This window comes from Pseudomaricurvus sp., assembly GCF_965662505.1.
Lineage (GTDB): Bacteria > Pseudomonadota > Gammaproteobacteria > Pseudomonadales > Cellvibrionaceae > Pseudomaricurvus.
This window is the reverse complement of the sequence record NZ_CBFIHX010000032.1, coordinates 1-17571: the sequence shown is the minus strand read 5'-3', so window position 1 is coordinate 17571 and position 17571 is coordinate 1. Positions and strand designations below refer to the sequence as shown.

Sequence of the window (17571 nt, the reverse complement as noted above, 5' to 3'; positions counted from 1 at the left end):
TCATCAAGCACAACGCTCAAGGGATTACCTATAATTACTGAACATCGTCCCAAGCAGTCAGGAACGGTGCAATCAAAAGGAAAAGGATAAAACCAATAGCGACGACAACTGCCAGAGCCTGAAACGGATGTCGAAGACAGCGCTGCATCAGGGATTCCGGGGGATTTTCCAACGCCTCCTGGCGAACAGACTGCAACCGCTGCCGCTGATACTCTTCAATCAGCGCGGTTGCCTCCTCCAACTGACCGGTGTTATCTGCCCGCCAGATCGCAGCAACGGACACTCCCCAGTTTCCAGCGTGCGTTTCGTAAAACTCAATACCCGCCTCTTCAAGCAAGGCTCGCACCTCAAGCGCTTCATCTTCAGGCACACCATTTAGCCTGAACAGCAATTCAGCCATGTTACTCTTACCTTCTCATTATGACCTTTGGGTTATGACTTTAGATGGGATGCGATCGGTTGCCATCAAACTATAAGGTATCTGTCAAACTATAAGGTATCTGTCGTTGGGTATAGCTCAATGCTGCGCTCCCGCCTCAGGGGCGAGGTAGGAGACCGCGCGTCGTAGGACAACAAATCCAGTGTCTGAATGTTCATTTTGAGCGGCATGGTATCAATGGCGCTAGAGAAATCTGTAGCGATGGTCGCCGTCTCAAACCGGTCTCGATACAACCCCAGGGTAATGTGGGGACAGTAGACTTCTGAGCGGAAATCCTCACCATTGGGCAGCAGCAGCTGTCTCAATTCACTCAACGCTCCGTGATCATCCCGCACCTCAAGAAACGGCGCCGATAAAAAGCTGTTAACGCCCCCCACATCCAGAGACCAGAAATCTTCGGGGTGATTGTGCAACGCCACCTTGCTGGCCATGGCTTCGAGATCTTTCACCTGGCGTTCAAGCATATCCGGTGTGTAATCATCATTATGGGCAGTGGTCAGATCCTTCGGCTGCCAGAAACCGCACACCGCCACAGTGATGTGTAGCTGATGATGATAATCCTCGCGTAGATAATAGGCATAGTGCTGTTGTGCTGCCCGCCAACGGCTGGCAATGGCTGCAGAATCGACCGACACAGCCCAGCAGTAGTAGTGCTCACGCCCCTTGTGCCAGTCGGGATATTCTCCCGATCGGGAAGGTAAGGTAAAGCGACCATCAAGAAAGGTCTGATACACCTGAGGATAATAGAAGGACACACCTGCTCCTGAACAAACGTCACACATTCACACCAGAACCAGCCGGCACACAATTGCGCACTATTCCACAGACCACCGGGAAACACAAACAGGGCAAAACGAAGAAGGCCCGCAATGCGGGCCTTCAGAGACGAGATATAGAGAAACAAACCTTCAATGGATACGAATAGAGAAGAACCAGTGTTTGCTTTCCAGCTGTCGTATCAACTCACCTTTTCGTTGACGTAAAGACCGGGAGCCGGAGACAAGGGGGGATTCTGATCGCTCCCCAGGCGACTCGGTGCGAAACGCTGAGAACCCGAGCGCTGCTTTACCCAGTTGCTCCAGTGCTCCCACCAGCTACCGCTATTTTTAGTGGCAGTCTGCAACCACTGTTCAGCATCCGGCTTGTCTTCATTGGAACTCTTGTATTCATTAGTATAGTAGTAAGTGTTGGCGATACCCGGTGGACGCAGCACGCTCTGAATATGGCCACTGTTACTGAGTACAAAGGTGCATTTACCATCGACCAGATCCGGTGCTTCAAAGCATTTCTTCCAGGGCATCAGATAGTCTTCATCGCCACCCACACAGTAAAAGTCCATGGTGAGTTTTTTCACGTCAATGGGGTGCCCTTTGACTTCCAACGTATTCGGGTTAGCAAACGCATCCTTGAGGAAAATATCAAGAAAGTCACTGTGCAGACCTGCTGGCAGACGCGTAGAATCATTATCCCAGTAGAGCACATCCATCGCCGGAGGCTCTTTACCCAACAGATAATTATTGATCCAGAAGTTCCACACCAGGTCCGTAGGTCGTAACCAGGCAAAGATGTGGGACAAAGACTTGCCGTCCATGAATCCGTTGACCTTGGATATTTTGCGACTCATTTCCACCGCTTCCCGCGAGGCAAAAAGTCCTAGCTGAAAGCTATCGTCCGCTTGCAGCGCCGTGACAAACATGGAGTGTGAGTGCACCAATGGCTTATTGGCCGCTTGCAAGTATCCCAACAATGCCATGGAGGTCAGGCCGCCCGCACAGGCACTGGCCAGATTGATCTGATCACTGCCGGTCACTTCGCACATGACCTCAATGGCAGACTCCAGCTCTGAAACATAACGGTCCAGATTCCATTCGGCATTGTGCTTCGAAGGGTTGCGCCAGCTAATGATAAATGGCTGAACCCCCTGTGACTGCAAGTACTTAACAATGCTGTTCTTAGGCGTCAGATCAAACACATAAAACTTGTTCAGCTGTGGCGGCACAATCAAAACCGGACGCTCACTGACAACCTGTCCCTCTTCCATTTGGTACTGGATTAATTCCAGGACTTCGCTGCGATAAACAACGGCTCCGGGAGAAATGCCCAGATCTTCACCCACGGTGTAAGAATCTGCCAGTACTTGAGTCGGCATACCGTGATTGTGTTGAATGTCATCAACCAGATGCTTCAGCCCTGAAACCACACTCTTGCCACCCGTCTGATAGGCGCGTTTAACCGCAACCGGGTTTAACGGTGAATTGGTGGGTGCCAGCATGGCGCTGAGTTGTTCATATAAGAATCGGCTACGACGACGATCCGCGTCATCCATATCCAGATCTTCCACCCAGCCAGACACTTCTTTGTCCCATGCCAGGTAGGTTTGCATTACCGAGCGATACAGAAAGTTATCTCTCCATACCGCATCACGAAAACGTTTATCCTTTCGCTCAGGCTCGATAGAGGACCGTGCCTGCACGATATTCAATAATTCTTTGGCAAAATTTGTATAGTGCTCGGCAAATACATCCGGCTGCTTAATCGCCTGCAGAAAAAACCGAGACGTCGATTCCAACAACCCTTTTCCTTTAAAAGGACCGACCTCCTGATCATTGGGGATACGACTGTAACGCAGGTACTTCTCCGGAACATTGGCGTGAAGTTGCACACCGGAATCAAGAGCGTCAGATCCCGCGATGTCGTCTTTCGCTATGTAATCTTCTACTGCGGTTTCAATTACAGTGTCTTCTAAAGTTACAGAGTTTTCTTCAGTTACAGAGTCGTCCGCTGCAACCGATTCCGCCGGACAGGCGTCATTTCGAGCCTCATCCAATTCGTATTGACGTCGCAAACCATCAGCAAAGTGATTTAACGCTTGGGAGCTGCGCTTCAAACGCTCAAGACTGGATTCCAGAGATCGTTTAGGCTCAGGTGCAGCAGACTCCGCTTGAGGAGTTTTTTGTTGAGACACTTTGGCCACGTCGTCCGGTGTGGCTTTCTTAGACTCAACCTTAGACTCAACTTCATTAGACTCAAGTTCGGGCTGAACGGGTTTCGAGGATACCGGGGGATGAGTTTGACTGGCTCGGCCGTTGTGCTTGCCGATACGCTTTTCTGGCGCTTTTTCGATGATGTCGACTTCTGAGAAAATCTCCGGCTTTACTGATGACCGCTTTTCATCAATGCCCGGAACTGCGCTCGCATGATTCATAATAAAAACTCACCCCTGGATGAAACCTCTTACCCTTGAACTGCAGACACTCCGCACTTCCTTTGCGGAAGTGTCTATCCTACGCCCACTGCTTTCCCCGTACGTCTAGATCCGTACTTCTAGATTCGTACTTCTAGATTCGTACTACGATGTTTAAAAATCTAGGCCGCTGAGGATTGGCTGTCTGACTTCGTTGTCGTCTTTTTTGCCCGACTGGTAGTCGTCTTCTTTTCCTGAAGTTGAGTGGACAGCTCAGTAATGGAATCAGCCATATCTTTCATCAACATGGTCATCTGATCCATATCCTTACGACTCGGCACACCGATAAAGTGCAGAGACTTGTTCACACCCTTATCAATAATGTGCTCAACATCATCCATTTTCCCCTGGGCTTTGGACTTGATGTCCTCGCTCGCGGAGGTGATTTTGGTTTTCCGAACATCAAACTTCTTGGTGATTTTGGTTTTCGCTTTCAACTCAACCTTTTCACCCTTTTCAGCCATCTTCTTGCCGAAACCAGAAACGCTCTCTTCCAAAGTCAGCGCAGAACCCAACGCCGTGTACCACGCGTACTTGTAGAAGTTACCAACACGGGAGATAACCTTACCCGCGTTAGCTTTCCCTGTGGTCAACACTCCCATAGGAAGTTTTTCAGACAACTCGGAATCCATGTTTTTTTGTGCAGTCATAATTAACCTCATAAATTTGCAGAAGCCCACTAAAGAGCAAAAACCAGAATGATCGATAGAGAAAGTGGAAGCGGCGATCCATGCCTTGAAACTCCAGAACAACGGCGGTCAACAATGCGTCCAAATTCATTAGGTACACGTCAAAAGTATGTTCAATGCGGGTCACTGTCAATGAACATCTGGTTAAAAAATGATTAATATTTTAGGTTAAAAGAAACTGCATTACAGGTGTGCAATAAAGGTGTCACCGTGCTGCAACATAGCGCACCACATAGAGATTAATGCGCCACAATTTTCTTCTCGATAAAATAATTGTCACAACCTCTTGATAAATGATTAGCCACTGACATACTGAATTTCTAGGGCAAATGGGCGACAAGGAATCTTGAGTTTGGAAATTGAAGAATGCTTTATTGAAGTCATGGGGCTTCAGATCCATGTCGCAAGGAAACCCGATTCCAGCGAACGTCCTCTGTTATTGTTCAACGGCATCGGTGCAAACCTGGAAATCTTGATTCCCCTTATGCAAGAACTGGATGGCATCGAATGCATCACCTTCGACATGCCCGGCATTGGTTTATCCGAAGTTCCCAAGCTGCCCATGCGCTTTAAAGGACTGGCGAAGATGTCCGCCCAGATTTTGGATCACTTTGGCTACGGTCAGGCTGACGCATTGGGGGTTTCCTGGGGTGGAGCCATGGCTCAGGAATTTGCGCATCGTTTTCCCAAACGCTGTCCTAACCTGATTTTGGCAGCAACCAGCGCCGGAGCCATTATGGTGCCAGGCAAGCCCTCGGTATTTATGAAGCTGACAAACCCTAAACGTTACTTTGATAAGAATTATCTGAAGGACATCGCCCAGCATATTTATGGCGGCGAACTGCGCAACGATCCCGCTTTAATGGACGAGTATACGGATCGTGTGCGTCCTCCAAAGTCGAGCCAGGGCTATTTGTATCAACTCTACGCTGGCGCATACTGGACCAGCATCCACTGGCTTCACAAGCTGCCACAACAAACTTTAATACTGGCAGGCACGGATGATCCTTTGGTACCGGTCGTCAATGCCCGGATACTGCACAGCCGCATTCCCAACAGTCAGCTGATTGAAATTGACTGCGGACATTTGCTGTTGATGACAAAAATGTCAGAGGTGGCACCCATGATTACAGACTTTTTGACATACTCCGACCCAGCCGTGCAGCTGTCCGTCGTGCATTGAACCGAACACCCACCCGTCAGTTGTTTCGAAGGGTACTTCACTATCCGGAAGTGTTCTAAGCGGAAGCACTCTAAGCGGAGACTCCGTAATAACAAACACGCCGAAATGCAGAAATGCAGAAATAAAGAGGGCTCAAGGTAATGTTACTACCCACGATTTTATTCCTCGCTTTTACCCTGTGGGCACTGTTCCACTGGCAATCGCTGCCCGCACTGTTAAAAAATGAAACCGAAGAAGAACACTGGCCGCTAAGCATTCACCACACCGCCACCCCGGCTCGACTGGTCATTATCACACTGTTTTACAGCATCTTTTCCTTTTGCCTGCTGTATTCTGTCAGCAAGCTCCTGGCAATATTTCTGGACCCCAAGCTGGCCCCCTGGGTGGCTCTCGCGATCCTGCTGGCGGCTCACGTCACCCCCTACCTCTCACGACTCAGCTCCTATGTGCGCTACTTCTTTCAACGACATCTGTTCTTTCCCTCGCTCCCCAGCCATCAGGAAGATTCCATTATTCGCACACTGATGTCTCAGGCACCCAAGGACAAAAATCTTGCGCACGAGATCGAGTATCTGCACGGTTTGCTCAAGAAAGAGTTCAAAAGCACAGTGCAGGTTATCAATCTGGTAGGGTTGAAAAATGAAGGCAAACTGGTGAAGTTCGAATTTAAGAAGATGTTGCATCAGGGCTTATTGACGAACACCACCCCCACAACCGACGAACAGCAGCAGATGCGTTTCCACCTCTACTCCTGCTATCGACTGCTGACCCGCATGACGCTGGCGCGCTATTGGGCCGGACGTGATCGCCGCAAAGCTTTTCGTCGACTGGGCTATACCATCAACACCGGTGACGGTGAGATCTATGCCAAGTGCCGCCGCGTAAAACATTCGTTTATGCACAACATTCTGCACCGGGATCACCACGGGGTAAAAGCGAAGCAACGCTAGGGACAGTAGCCTGGGATAAGGCTTAGCCCCTACTTCAGGCTCGCTCTACTTCACCTCACCCTACTTCAGGCTGACCCTACTACAGGCTGACCCTACTACAGGCTTACTCTACTACAGCCCCATCGCCTGCTTAACGACGGCATTCTTCAGCAGCGGCACACTATTGAGTTGTCGCATGCCCTCGTTGCGCAACCAGCGCACTTGCAAGTGATCGGCACCAAACAAACGCTTGAAGCCTTCCATCACCCCCATCATGCCCAGATTGTGAGATTTTCTTGCACGCTGATAACGTTTGAGAATGGAAGGATCAGACAACGGCAGTTGCCGCTGGCACGCACGCAGAACTTCATCGCGCAGTGCGCACACATCGAGAAAACCGAGATTGACGCCCTGACCTGCCAGAGGGTGGACCGTGTGCGCAGCGTCGCCCAACAGAGCAATGTTTTGCTGAATGTAATCAACCGCATGGCGCTGACGCAAAGGGAAGGTAAAACGCTTGGCCACCTCAGTGACCTTGCCCAGGCGATGCTCAAATCCACGCCCTAACTCTCGCATAAAGTCCTGATCGCTAATCGCCATCAGATCCGGTACCCGCTCACTGCTAATCGACCAGACGATAGAGCTGTAGTGTGCGTCAAGACCGGCTTCGGTCTCCAGCTGTAGCGGCAGAAACGCCAGCGGACCGGACGGTAAAAATCGCTGCCAGGCGGTAAATTCATGTGGCTCTTCGGTACGCACCGTGGTCACAATCGCATCGTGGCCGTAATTCCACTCACGGGTTGCCATGTTCGCCAGCTCCCGCACTTTGGAGTTGGCCCCATCCGCGGCGAGCAACAGTGACGCAGTCAGCTTTGTCGTCGGTAAATGGTCGTTATCTTCGAGTAAAATCTGAATTTGATCGGGATTTTCAGGCCGCAGCAAATGCTTAACCCGGGCAGGACGCAGCAGGGTAATTTGCGGATAAGCCTCCAATCTCTGCAGCAAGGCCTGAGTGATCACGCTGCTCTCAACGATATGTCCCAGACAGGGCTGCTGCACTTCGCGACTGTCAAAATGAATATTGCCGGTGCCATCCGCATCCCAAACCTCCATATCGGTATAGGGACAGACACGCTGTTGCCGGATCAGAGGCCAGGCGCCGACACTGTCCAACAATTCCTGTGACACGTGGGTCAGAGCCACCACCCGGGGATCAAAATCCGCGCCCTGATAAGCGCGAGGTTCACCACCGGCTTCCACCACCGCAATGCGCAGTGATTCGCCACGGGCATCCGCTGCCAGCGCGCAGGCCATCGCGCTGCCGACCAGCCCCGCACCTACAATCACTACATCGTAGTGCTGTGACAAGCCCCTTCCGGGAGTCGCTTGTTCCTGTCCCTGCACCGATTCGTCAGTCATACACGCTGCTCGTCATTGTTTGAGTCCGTCACAACATCACCTGCCGACTGGCTTTGCCCATGGTTTGCAGGGTCAGCCACTGTTTTGCCGGAGGAACACATTCCAATCCCACAAACCCCAAGCCGCGCAGTGCAGCCTGAGGTAATTTGCTGCTGGTAAAAAGTTTGGTCAATTGATCGCTGAAATGAATGGTCGCCTGCTGATCCAGCTCCTGCTGCTGCCAGTATGCCTGCAGCAACGACAAACTGCCCAGCGGTCGATCACCGGCCTGCGCCAGGGTCGCCGCCAATGCCGCGCAATCGCGCACCGCCAGATTGAAACCCTGTCCCGCTACCGGGTGTAAAAAGTGGGCGGCATTACCCATCACCACCAGCGACGAGCGGATCTGTTCTTTAGCGACCGACAAGGTCAATGGGTAGCTGTCGCGTTTGCCAACACCGGTCAGCTGCCCCAAACGGAAACCGAACCGCTGCTGTAGGCGCGTCAGAAACTCTTCGTCCGGGAGAGACAGCACTTCCTCAGCCTGCTCTGTGGGCTGCGTCCACACCAGTGCACAAGTTCGTCCATCCACCGAGCCCCCCAGAGGCAGCATGGCCATCGGCCCCTCGTCGGTAAAACGCTCGTATGCGACACCCTGATGGGGCTGGGCCAGACCGATATTGGCGATGATGGCGGTCTGCCGGTAATCCTGAATATCCACATCGATACCGAGACTGGCCCGCAAGCGCGAGTGAGCGCCATCGGCAATCACCGCCAACTGGGTGTGAAGCGTGGATTCCTGACCCTCAGCTTGAATCTGCAACCGGGCACCGTCGGCCACGGGCGTCAGCTTGTTCACCTTTGCCGGAGATAGCAGCGTGATGTTGGGCAGGGTTTGTAAATGTCGGATCAGCACCCGGCCAATCCAGGCGTTGGGCACGACATAACCGAGGGCGTCTACACCCACCTTGTGGCGATCAATCACGGCTCCGCCCACGTGCCCCTTGTCCGAAACATGCACCTGCTCAATGGGCGTGGCGTACTGTGACAAGGTTTCCCACACTCCCACCTGCTGCAGCAGCGCTACGCTGCCATGGGCAATAGCCGTCGAGCGATCGTCATAACTGGGTTGATAGGCCGGTGCATCTTCAGTCGGCAGAGGAAACGCCTCAATCAGAGTAATAGACCAGCGGGGATTGGCGCAGGCAAACAGCGACGCCAGCGCCGCGCCCACCATACCGCCACCGACAATGGCGATATCCGTTGTTAAGGTATCCGCGGACGCTAAAGTATCCGAGGACGATTGCTCTTGTTGTTCACTCATCAGCTGGCGGCCATTAAGGCTTCAATCTCGTCTACGGTTTTCGGGGCATTCTCCGTGAGAATCTCACAGCCGTCTTTGGTGATCAGTACATCGTCCTCGATGCGGATACCAATGCCTCGCCACTTGGCATCGACACCGGCATTGTCCGGCGCCACATAGATGCCGGGTTCAACCGTCATGCACATGCCGGGCTCCAGCACGCGCCACTCTCCACCCACGCGGTAATCCCCCACATCGTGTACATCAATGCCCAGCCAGTGGGCGACACGGTTCATGTAAAACTCTTTGTAGGCTTCTTTTTCGATGAGTGTCTCCACATCACCAATCAGTAAACCCAGCTCCACCAGCCCCTCAGTGATGACCCGCACCGATGCTTCATGAGGTGCATTCCAGTGATTACCGGGTCTGATCTCGGCAAAGGTGGCTTCCTGAGCTTTCAGGGTCAGCTCATACAGCGCTCGCTGCTCTTTGGTGAACTTGCCATTCACCGGGAAGGTGCGGGTAATGTCGGCCGCATAATATTCGAACTCACAGCCTGCGTCGATCAACACCAGATCGCCGTCCTTCAGTTCATCGCAATTGTCCACATAATGCAGAATGCAGCCGTTATCACCACCGCCCACAATCGTGTTGTAGGCGGGGAAGCGGGCGCCGTTCATGGCAAACTCATGCTGAATTTCCGCCTCCAGTTGATATTCGTACATGCCCGGCTTGCAGGATTTCATCGCCCGCGCGTGGGCATTGCCGGAAATCTCACCGGCACGCTTCATCACCCGCACTTCGGCGGCACTTTTGTAGAGACGCATGTCGTGCAGAAAGTGATCCAGATCCAGGAATTCACCCGGAGGAATCGCCCCGGTACGGATCTGCGCGCGGATGGCGTTGACCCAGACCATCACCTGATGATCAAAGTCCGCGTCCTTGCCCATCGCGTAGTAAACCCGCTCGCGACCCTCGATCAGCCCCGGCAGAATGTCATCAATATCGTCGATGGGAAACGCATCGTCCGCACCATATCTTTCGCAGGCGCCTTCCGGCCCGGCGCGATAGCCGTTCCAGGTTTCTTTTTCCCGATCCCGCTCGCGACAAAAAAGCACAAACTCACCGTGATCCCGCCCAGGAATCAACACCAGCACCGATTCGGGCTCCACAAAACCGGTCAGATAATAGAAATCACTGTCCTGGCGAAAGTTGTATTCTGTGTCCCGTGAACGCACGCGTTCCGGTGCAGCGGGAAGAATCGCGATGCTGTTCGATTCCATCATCGCCATCAGCTGTTTGCGACGGCGGGCAAATTCTTGTTTGCTAATGCTCATACCACTCCCTACTCAGGCAATCAGTGCAATACCGGTGAGGCGTCCTTTTTCTGACCGAAGTCCGCAAACAGAGTCAGTACCGCCATGCGGACATACTCTACAATTTCGGCAAAGTCCGCTTCGGCGTCTTCTTCATCGGCGCCTTCACCGATGCTGACAATCGCCGCCAGATCACGCAGCGCTTCCGCCGCATCGGGAGAAAACGTGGTGTCGGCAGGCAAGCCGGCACTGCCAAATCCTGACAGAAAGCCATGACACCACTCGCCCAGTGCCGCAGTGCGTCGCTCCAGCTCGGCGGTATCATCCGGCAGCATCACCTCAAAGCCATAGTTGCTGTCTTCCATCTGACCCAAAGTCGCATGATAGAGGCGGGCAATGGCCGCCTGACCCAACCCTTCGGGGTCGCCAACCACGCCCTCTTCTTCATTGGTGATGACATCGAGAAACGTCAGCGCTTCTTCGGCCCACTCTTCGCTGCTCAGACGTAAACCGCCACTCAATTTGCCACACAGCATCCCGTGCAATTCGGACGGACTGTTCAGTGCGCCCAGCGGCACCAGCAGGTGGTTCAGTTCTTCAAACGAAATCAAAGGTTCTGTGTTACTCATAATTTATCCATAGATTCACTCAAGGGAATCCTATCACGAAAGCGACAACAGGCAGAAAACAACCTCAGCCCCGTACAGGCGTTCTCACCCATTCATTTTATCGCGCCTGAACGCATTATTGCGACGCCGCCCCAGACACACTGGCACATTAATTTCTCTATATATAACAGTGTGATAGAGCACATTTCGCAGCATGTTTCTAGAAACCCCTGACTGCCTTATTGACCCCTATCCAGAGGCACAATATAGTAGTTTGCGATATTAAAAGGGCACAGCTGGCTTCCGAGCACGAAATCAGCTGCCGTTACCCGCTTGATACTCACTCGAATACCTCATTCGAAACAGTCGCTCAAACACTGACCACAGGCTCACACAAGCATGACAGACCAGCTGCTTCTTGCACTTGAAGAGAAACTCGACCAATTGATTGAGCTATGTGGGCGCCTGAACGAAGAAAACGGCCAACTGCGGCAGGAGGTTAACGCCTCCAAGGTTCGGGAATCCGACTGGCAGGTGGAACGCGCCCGGCTGGTGGAAAAAAATGAGCTGGCCAAAAACCGCGTAGAAGCCATGATTTCACGCCTGAAAAGTCTCGAAGAGCAAGCCTGAGACCAGCGACTTTACAGGCTGTCGTCACGATTGTTGTAAAGACTGTTTACTGAAGACCGTTACAGAAGACGGTCGCCAAGGACCAAAGCTATGAGCAGCGAAACTGTTTTCGTCAAGATTCTCGACAAAGAGTATCAAGTAGCCTGCCCGGCTGGGGAAAGAGACGCCCTGCTGCAAGCGGCTCACAATCTGGATCAGCGGATGCGCGAGATTCGCTCCAGCGGCTCAGTGATTGGTCTTGAGCGTATCGCCGTGATGGCCGCTTTAAACCTCAGCCACGAATTACTGGAAACTTCCGGCCAGACTGGTGGCGCAGCCATCAACAGCGATGTCCTTGAGCGCCTTTCACACAAGGTCGATCAGGCACTGAACAAGCTGTAACAGCCCTGCTTTTACAGTTCCTGTGCCATACGCCTAAATCCGGCAAAGTTCAATATTTAGACTGTTCCTCATCTGCGTTATACTGCACTCACCCTGAAGTGTTGGCCAGTCGACGAGTCCTCGAGCCGATAATCTATACCCCGGGGGTAACTCGCCAATGCCAGTGTGCACGTCCGCTTGACGGAAAGCCTGAGGCATTGCAGGGACCCCCACCTTGAACCTTACGGTTCAAGGCCAAGTCGACAGCCGCACATTCGGGGCTCTATTCTTTGGCCGCAAGCGACCCCTATGGAAAATCGCCAAACTCCGCGTCAGACACTCCGCAAAACGCTTCGCGCCCGCCGCCGCTCACTCTCTCCCCAACAACAAGTTCAAGCCGCTGAGAAGCTGCTTCAGCAACTGAAACGACAGCCTGTGTTTTTGCGCAGTCAACACATCGCGTTTTACTTGCCCAATGACGGCGAAATCGATCCCCGCCCGCTGATACGCGAAGCCTGGCGTCGGGGCAAACACTGTTATCTGCCGGTACTGGCGCCCGGCAAAGACAACCGGCTCTGGTTCGTACGTCACACCCCCACAACGCCACTGGTGAAAAACCGCTTTGGCATTCCCGAGCCCCGCGCTCTGTTTCGAAATCGCTTTGTCGTCCGTCAACTGGATGTGGTGTTTCTGCCGTTGGTCGGCTTCGATCGTCAAGGTGGGCGAATGGGCATGGGCGGCGGATTTTATGATCGCAGCTTTGCCTTTAAACAGAGCGCCGCGACACACAAACCCTACCTCGTGGGGCTCGCTCATCACTGTCAGCAGGTGGAGCAATTACAACTGGCACACTGGGACATTCCGCTGAGTGCGGTGGCGACGGATCGGGAGATTATTGTTGCCGATCAAAATCGAACCGGGCGGGACTTTTTTACGGTTTAATCCAGAAAACTGCCAACCCCGACGTTAAGCCAGGAGCAAACTTGTTATACTTCGGGCTCATTAATAACAACGAGACAATGACGGCTCGCCTTCTCCTTATACGCCGTCATTACATTTTAGTCATGATCCCAGCCCATCGCAGACCATATCCTCTTTCAACGGAATCATCTCAACGCGCGCGCGGTTTTACTCTGCTGGAGATGCTGGTGGTGGTTGCCATCATTGCGGTTCTGGCGATGATGGCAGTACCCTCAAAGGGCTATCGGCACATTCAATTACAAATTGTCGAAACTCTGGAACTGGTCGAACCTGCAACAGCCAAAGTGACGCAACACTACGCGCTGAATGGCAGCTTTCCTGACAATAACGAAGCTGTGGGAATGCCAGAACCGGACAAGTATATAGGCAACTACCTGAGTGAACTGAAAGTGGAAAAGGGTGCGATCCATTTACGTCTGGGACAAAAAAGCCCGGAGATGCTTCAGGGCAAAATCCTTACGCTGCAGCCCGTCTACGTCAAAGATTCACCGCTGGTGCCCGCGTCCTGGATCTGCGGTTACGATTCTGTACCGTCAGGAATGAACGCGGCTGGAGATAACCTGACTGACGTCCCCGTAAAATACCTGCCACTGCGCTGCCGCAAGTAATTCGAAATCCGGGCGAGGCCCCACCTAGCGCGTAGACTGAATATTGCGCGACGCATTGCTCAACTCACGCTCAACACTGCGCATGTCGGACAGATACTCGCCGGCACACTTGCGCCACTCTTTTCGCTGATGCTTGAGCGCCGGATCGCTGGGATCATAGACTGGCTCAGCTCCGCAATTATTCTGCAGCGCGCCTTGAAGGTTGTTGTGCACCTGCTGTAACCGTTTGATCTCTGCGGCGTTATTGGCAGCCAACGTCTCCATACCGTTTTGCTGCTCCGCGGCCCAATCCATTGCACAACGCAGTTCCTTCAGTGATTGCAGGTTGGCGTCTTTGCGTTTCTGATATTCGAGGTTGCGCTGATTGCGATAGCTGGTATTGCCGTAATAGCGGCTGCTGTTTTGCTTGAACTGCCGCAGATTATCCCGCTCCACCTGGGCTTCCAGACGCTCCAGACTCCTCTCCCAGTTTTTTTTCTGGCGAGCAACATTCTTCAAAAAGCGCGTGCTGCCATGGCTACCCACCTGGGCGACCGGCAGACTGATGTCGCCGCAATACTGGGTATTGCCGATGGTGGTTACAGGGGTTTTGACTTCGCCGCCAGCGTCGACCTTGACACTTTCAATCTCGTGTTTGTCGGTCTTTTCGGCGGGAGGAAACTGACTGAACGTGATATTGCCATCGGCATCCACCACTTTATACAGTTTGGCGGCCAACGCCGAGGGTGCCGCACACAGGGTGAGCGTAACAGAAATCAGTCCGGCCGATGTCCAACGGCGCAATAAGCGGGTGTTCATTTTTTTAATCCTTTCCTTGACCGCTTTTAATCGTGTTACCTGCTTGTTTTTTGCGTTTCTTATTTAGCAGGTTGGCTTATGCAGATGGTGCTTTGCAGGTTGTGCTAAGCCCAAGCAGTTGGCAGAGTTTACCGCAAATTCCCTATCCGGACTATTCAGGCGCCTGCTCAGATAGTTCAAAGACGCCGATCACCGGCAAGTGATCGGACACATCCAGCGTATCGCTCTGCCGGATATAGGCATCGTTCAATTGCCACTGGTCACTGTAGAACAAATAATCCAGCGTGCGATCCGGACCACTGACGGACGGGTCATTGGGGAAGTGGGTATACCATTGTTCAGGATGCGAACCCGTCAGATCCATTAACGAAGGAATTTGCCGATATCGATCAGACAAAGCCGCCAGCGCCGTCTGCTCATCAAAACCCTGACCGTGAGCTTCCGTAAGCAGGGTCCATTGTCGGTTCCCGTCATCCGGCAGCAGATTGAAATCACCGCCCAGAATCCAGGGAATCTGCTGACGCTCCAGCGAGTCGATAACCGCCGAAGTGGTGGCCACCTGACTCTGCATCAATCCGGAACCTTCGCCCCAGGCATCAAAGTGAGTATTCAGCAACGCAACCGGTTTGCCCGACTCCGTCGCCATCCAGGATTCCAGCACCGCTCGCTGAAAATAAAACCGGGTGGTCAGCGGATCGTGATCCATCAGCGGTAACTGATGGCGCCTTGCCTGCGTCATGGGATAACGGGATAGAGTGACCAACTTCATGCTCACCGCTCCCAATACATTGGGGTGTAAAACCAAGCCGGCCTGCCAGTAATGGGCGCTGGTGTGACAGGGATAAGCCTGCGAACCTAATCGTTGCTGCAGCGCCGCCACCTGGTCGACAAAGTACGTCCGACTGTCGTGCTCATCATTGATTTCCTGCAGCATCAAGACGTCGGGGTTTTCATCTTCGATGATTTCCGCCACACGGTCCAGGGTCAACTCTGTATCGACTTTACTCGGCTGGTTATCTGGACCACCTTCAACATCGTAGAAAAACACATAATTCTTTCCCGCCATGTATTGCACATTGAAGCTCATCACTTTCAATTTGCTGTTGTTAGGGGGGCTACTGTCACGGGAACTTTCTATAAGGCGGGAACCGCTGGACAGCAATTCGGCTTCGATTGGCAGGTTATCTGACTTACGCACCGGAGACTGAGTGGCCGCTCCACGATCAGGCCATGGAGCCACCGGTTGATCACAGGAGGTCGCAACATCCACCACCGGTGGATACCAGACTACGGTCTGCCACGCCCAGCCGATCACCAATACCACCCCAAGGATCAGGGTGCCCAAAGCGTAAGCCAGATATTTCATTATTTTGCTTCTTAATACTGTGTGCTTAAATACCGTTACTTCTTTAATACGGCAATACGGCGTTATGGCAGAAGCCTGCCATTAGAGCGCCGCAAGAATGGTCTCTGCACTGCTCTTATCAATGCTACCTGCATCCACATTCAACAGTTCGATCACACCGTCATTGACGATCATGGCGTAGCGCTGACTGCGTACTGCACCCAAACCAAAACCACTGGCATCCATGGTCAAACCCAAGGCCGCTGCCAGGTCTCCATTGCCGTCTGCCAGCATGGTAATGTGCTCGGCGTTCTGATCTTTACCCCAGGCAGCCATCACAAACGCATCATTGACAGAGGTACAGATTACCTCATCAACACCTTTGGCTTTGATTTCATCAACCTTGACCACGAAACCCGGCAAGTGCGTCATGGAGCAACCCGGTGTAAAAGCCCCAGGCACAGCCAGCATGACCACTTTTTTGCCGCTGAACAGCTCGTCCGTGGTGACTTTTTCCGGCCCTTTCTCGCCCATAACCTGTAATGTGACGGATGGGATTTTGTCGCCAACTTGAATTGTCATTGTATCTCTCCTGATAACGAATGTAGTAGGCCCAAAGTCTGAGCCATTGCGCAGACTAGCACAAGTTCACAAACAGTCTTATTACTCAAAGAGACTGCTTAAAACCTCACAAGACTGGATAAATTCACTGCAAGCCAGCGGTCAGTTGCTTATACTGATGTCCGACCTTCAACCCCATGCCCACCCCGCCCTAAATTACCTCCTGGTAAGGACAACCTTGATGCGACCCTTTGTGTTTCTTCTACTGGCAACCACCTTCAACACGCATGCAGAAACGCAGCAGGAATGCCGATCCATTGAGGAGGACACTGCTCGCCTATCATGCTATGACCAGCTGTTTGGCGTGCCGGAAGCGGAAATTAAGGAAGCGATCGCCAAACAGTCGACCTCCGAGAGCACGGCAGAAAATATCCCGCCTGCCGAAGAGGTATCCGATGTCGAGGTTCGCCTGAACAGTGAAGACCAGCTGGCAGACAATCGCTTCGTCATTTTGCCCCATCGCCAAACCTATATCCTGCCTTACACTTACCTTGAAGATCCCAACGGCGAACCTTACAGCAGCAACCTATCCCTGGCGGATGAATCACTGGACAACGAAGAAATCAAATTCCAGATCAGCCTGAAAGTGCCCATTGCCAAAGACTTTCTGTTCGACAAAACCACGTTGTGGATGGGGTACACACAGGTATCCCTCTGGCAGGCCTACAACGGTGATGCCTCGGCCCCCTTTCGGGAAACCAATTACGAACCAGAAATCTACTGGTCGTTTCCCACTCGCATGAACGTATTCGGAGCCACTCTGGAGGAAACCTCCGTGGGTTTTGTGCATCAATCCAACGGTCGCGGCGAACCCCTGTCACGCAGCTGGAACCGCATTTTTGCTAATTTTGTCTTCGCTCGGAACCAATGGGGATTCACCGTCAAACCCTGGTATCGAATTCCTGAAGATGAAAAAGACGATGACAATCCCGACATTGAGGCCTATCTCGGCTACGCGGACTTTATCGCCACCTACAAGTGGGACGAGGACTTTGTCCTGTCTGCGCTGGTACGCAACAATTTTCGCAGCAAGGATAACCACACCTCCACCACGCTCAGTCTCAGCTTCCCCCTACCGGGTCGCCTAAACGGCTACATTGAATATGTGGATGGCTATGG

Annotated in this window: 18 protein-coding genes and 1 other RNA gene; 8 read left to right on the top strand and 11 right to left on the bottom strand. The window is 52.6% G+C overall.

What is annotated here, in order from left to right:
* Positions 1-34: 34 nt before the first annotated feature.
* The 4 genes from ACTG33_RS06495 to ACTG33_RS06480 form a co-directional block, all read right to left on the bottom strand.
* On the bottom strand, positions 35-400 hold the full coding sequence (locus ACTG33_RS06495; protein ID WP_439134387.1) for a DUF6164 family protein: 366 nt from the start codon (positions 398-400) through the stop codon (positions 35-37).
* Positions 401-489: 89 nt separating this feature from the next.
* Entirely contained in the window at positions 490-1194 is a 705-nt protein-coding gene (locus ACTG33_RS06490; protein ID WP_439134386.1) for a 2'-5' RNA ligase family protein, read from the bottom strand.
* A 203-nt stretch (positions 1195-1397) separates the two neighbouring features.
* The gene (locus ACTG33_RS06485; protein WP_439134385.1) at positions 1398-3644 is read right to left on the bottom strand and encodes a PHA/PHB synthase family protein; all 2247 of its coding nucleotides are present in this window, start codon (positions 3642-3644) and stop codon (positions 1398-1400) included.
* 161 nt (positions 3645-3805) lie between these two features.
* Positions 3806-4333, bottom strand: a complete 528-nt coding sequence (locus ACTG33_RS06480) for a phasin family protein (protein WP_439134384.1) — start codon at positions 4331-4333, stop codon at positions 3806-3808.
* Positions 4334-4724: 391 nt separating this feature from the next.
* On the opposite strand from ACTG33_RS06480, the gene phaZ reads away from it, so the two are divergent.
* Together phaZ and ACTG33_RS06470 are read left to right on the top strand one after the other, a co-directional pair.
* The gene (gene phaZ, locus ACTG33_RS06475; protein WP_439134383.1) at positions 4725-5555 is read left to right on the top strand and encodes a poly(3-hydroxyalkanoate) depolymerase; all 831 of its coding nucleotides are present in this window, start codon (positions 4725-4727) and stop codon (positions 5553-5555) included.
* A gap of 140 nt (positions 5556-5695) precedes the next feature.
* Positions 5696-6505, top strand: coding sequence for a hypothetical protein (locus ACTG33_RS06470; RefSeq protein ID WP_439134382.1), 810 nt, complete (start codon positions 5696-5698; stop codon positions 6503-6505).
* Between the two features lie 111 nt (positions 6506-6616).
* Here ACTG33_RS06470 and ACTG33_RS06465 read toward each other — a convergent pair whose 3' ends face one another.
* From ACTG33_RS06465 to ACTG33_RS06450, 4 genes are read right to left on the bottom strand one after another with little or no spacing between them, the layout of a single operon-like run.
* On the bottom strand, positions 6617-7903 hold the full coding sequence (locus ACTG33_RS06465) for a UbiH/UbiF/VisC/COQ6 family ubiquinone biosynthesis hydroxylase (protein WP_439134381.1): 1287 nt from the start codon (positions 7901-7903) through the stop codon (positions 6617-6619).
* A gap of 28 nt (positions 7904-7931) precedes the next feature.
* Positions 7932-9206: a 2-octaprenyl-6-methoxyphenyl hydroxylase gene (gene ubiH, locus ACTG33_RS06460; protein ID WP_439134380.1), complete on the bottom strand. Its 1275-nt coding sequence runs from the start codon at positions 9204-9206 to the stop codon at positions 7932-7934.
* Positions 9206-10522 carry a Xaa-Pro aminopeptidase gene (gene pepP / locus ACTG33_RS06455; protein ID WP_439134379.1) on the bottom strand — a complete coding sequence of 439 codons (1317 nt, stop codon included), beginning with the start codon at positions 10520-10522 and terminating at the stop codon, positions 9206-9208. The genes ubiH and pepP overlap by 1 nt, the downstream gene beginning before the upstream one ends.
* Positions 10523-10542: 20 nt before the next feature.
* Positions 10543-11130 carry a UPF0149 family protein gene (locus ACTG33_RS06450; RefSeq protein ID WP_439134378.1) on the bottom strand — a complete coding sequence of 196 codons (588 nt, stop codon included), beginning with the start codon at positions 11128-11130 and terminating at the stop codon, positions 10543-10545.
* Between the two features lie 378 nt (positions 11131-11508).
* Between ACTG33_RS06450 and ACTG33_RS06445 the strand changes: the two genes are divergently transcribed.
* From ACTG33_RS06445 to ACTG33_RS06425, 5 genes are all read left to right on the top strand, one after another.
* Positions 11509-11739, top strand: a complete 231-nt coding sequence (locus ACTG33_RS06445) for a TIGR02449 family protein (protein ID WP_439134377.1) — start codon at positions 11509-11511, stop codon at positions 11737-11739.
* Positions 11740-11829: 90 nt separating this feature from the next.
* On the top strand, positions 11830-12120 hold the full coding sequence (locus ACTG33_RS06440; RefSeq protein WP_439134376.1) for a cell division protein ZapA: 291 nt from the start codon (positions 11830-11832) through the stop codon (positions 12118-12120).
* Between the two features lie 87 nt (positions 12121-12207).
* A non-coding RNA gene (ssrS, locus tag ACTG33_RS06435) (6S RNA) lies at positions 12208-12385 on the top strand.
* A gap of 23 nt (positions 12386-12408) precedes the next feature.
* Positions 12409-13041, top strand: a complete 633-nt coding sequence (locus ACTG33_RS06430) for a 5-formyltetrahydrofolate cyclo-ligase (RefSeq protein WP_439134375.1) — start codon at positions 12409-12411, stop codon at positions 13039-13041.
* A 41-nt stretch (positions 13042-13082) separates the two neighbouring features.
* Entirely contained in the window at positions 13083-13688 is a 606-nt protein-coding gene (locus tag ACTG33_RS06425; RefSeq protein WP_439134374.1) for a pilin, read from the top strand.
* 24 nt (positions 13689-13712) lie between these two features.
* Here the strand turns inward: ACTG33_RS06425 and ACTG33_RS06420 are convergent, their stop codons facing one another.
* The 3 genes from ACTG33_RS06420 to ACTG33_RS06410 form a co-directional block, all read right to left on the bottom strand.
* Positions 13713-14486, bottom strand: a complete 774-nt coding sequence (locus tag ACTG33_RS06420; RefSeq protein ID WP_439134373.1) for a DUF4124 domain-containing protein — start codon at positions 14484-14486, stop codon at positions 13713-13715.
* A gap of 151 nt (positions 14487-14637) precedes the next feature.
* On the bottom strand, positions 14638-15852 hold the full coding sequence (locus tag ACTG33_RS06415) for an endonuclease/exonuclease/phosphatase family protein (RefSeq protein WP_439134372.1): 1215 nt from the start codon (positions 15850-15852) through the stop codon (positions 14638-14640).
* A gap of 81 nt (positions 15853-15933) precedes the next feature.
* Positions 15934-16413, bottom strand: a complete 480-nt coding sequence (locus ACTG33_RS06410; protein ID WP_439134371.1) for a peroxiredoxin — start codon at positions 16411-16413, stop codon at positions 15934-15936.
* A 220-nt stretch (positions 16414-16633) separates the two neighbouring features.
* On the opposite strand from ACTG33_RS06410, the gene ACTG33_RS06405 reads away from it, so the two are divergent.
* Positions 16634-17571 (top strand): phospholipase A (locus ACTG33_RS06405; RefSeq protein WP_439134370.1); only part of this gene is annotated, 938 nt, incomplete at its 3' end.

Bases quoted from the DNA above. Each gene is read 5' to 3' on its own strand.
- ACTG33_RS06495 (WP_439134387.1), bottom strand. From the start codon at position 400: ATGGCTGAATTGCTGTTCAGGCTAAATGGTGTGCCTGAAGATGAAGCG.
- ACTG33_RS06485 (WP_439134385.1), bottom strand. From the start codon at position 3,644: ATGAATCATGCGAGCGCAGTTCCGGGCATTGATGAAAAGCGGTCATCA.
- ACTG33_RS06480 (WP_439134384.1), bottom strand. From the start codon at position 4,333: ATGACTGCACAAAAAAACATGGATTCCGAGTTGTCTGAAAAACTTCCT.
- ACTG33_RS06470 (WP_439134382.1), top strand. From the start codon at position 5,696: ATGTTACTACCCACGATTTTATTCCTCGCTTTTACCCTGTGGGCACTG.
- ACTG33_RS06465 (WP_439134381.1), bottom strand. From the start codon at position 7,903: ATGACTGACGAATCGGTGCAGGGACAGGAACAAGCGACTCCCGGAAGG.
- ubiH (WP_439134380.1), bottom strand. From the start codon at position 9,206: ATGAGTGAACAACAAGAGCAATCGTCCTCGGATACTTTAGCGTCCGCG.
- pepP (WP_439134379.1), bottom strand. From the start codon at position 10,522: ATGAGCATTAGCAAACAAGAATTTGCCCGCCGTCGCAAACAGCTGATG.
- ACTG33_RS06450 (WP_439134378.1), bottom strand. From the start codon at position 11,130: ATGAGTAACACAGAACCTTTGATTTCGTTTGAAGAACTGAACCACCTG.
- ACTG33_RS06445 (WP_439134377.1), top strand. From the start codon at position 11,509: ATGACAGACCAGCTGCTTCTTGCACTTGAAGAGAAACTCGACCAATTG.
- ACTG33_RS06440 (WP_439134376.1), top strand. From the start codon at position 11,830: ATGAGCAGCGAAACTGTTTTCGTCAAGATTCTCGACAAAGAGTATCAA.
- ACTG33_RS06430 (WP_439134375.1), top strand. From the start codon at position 12,409: ATGGAAAATCGCCAAACTCCGCGTCAGACACTCCGCAAAACGCTTCGC.
- ACTG33_RS06420 (WP_439134373.1), bottom strand. From the start codon at position 14,486: ATGAACACCCGCTTATTGCGCCGTTGGACATCGGCCGGACTGATTTCT.
- ACTG33_RS06415 (WP_439134372.1), bottom strand. From the start codon at position 15,852: ATGAAATATCTGGCTTACGCTTTGGGCACCCTGATCCTTGGGGTGGTA.
- ACTG33_RS06410 (WP_439134371.1), bottom strand. From the start codon at position 16,413: ATGACAATTCAAGTTGGCGACAAAATCCCATCCGTCACATTACAGGTT.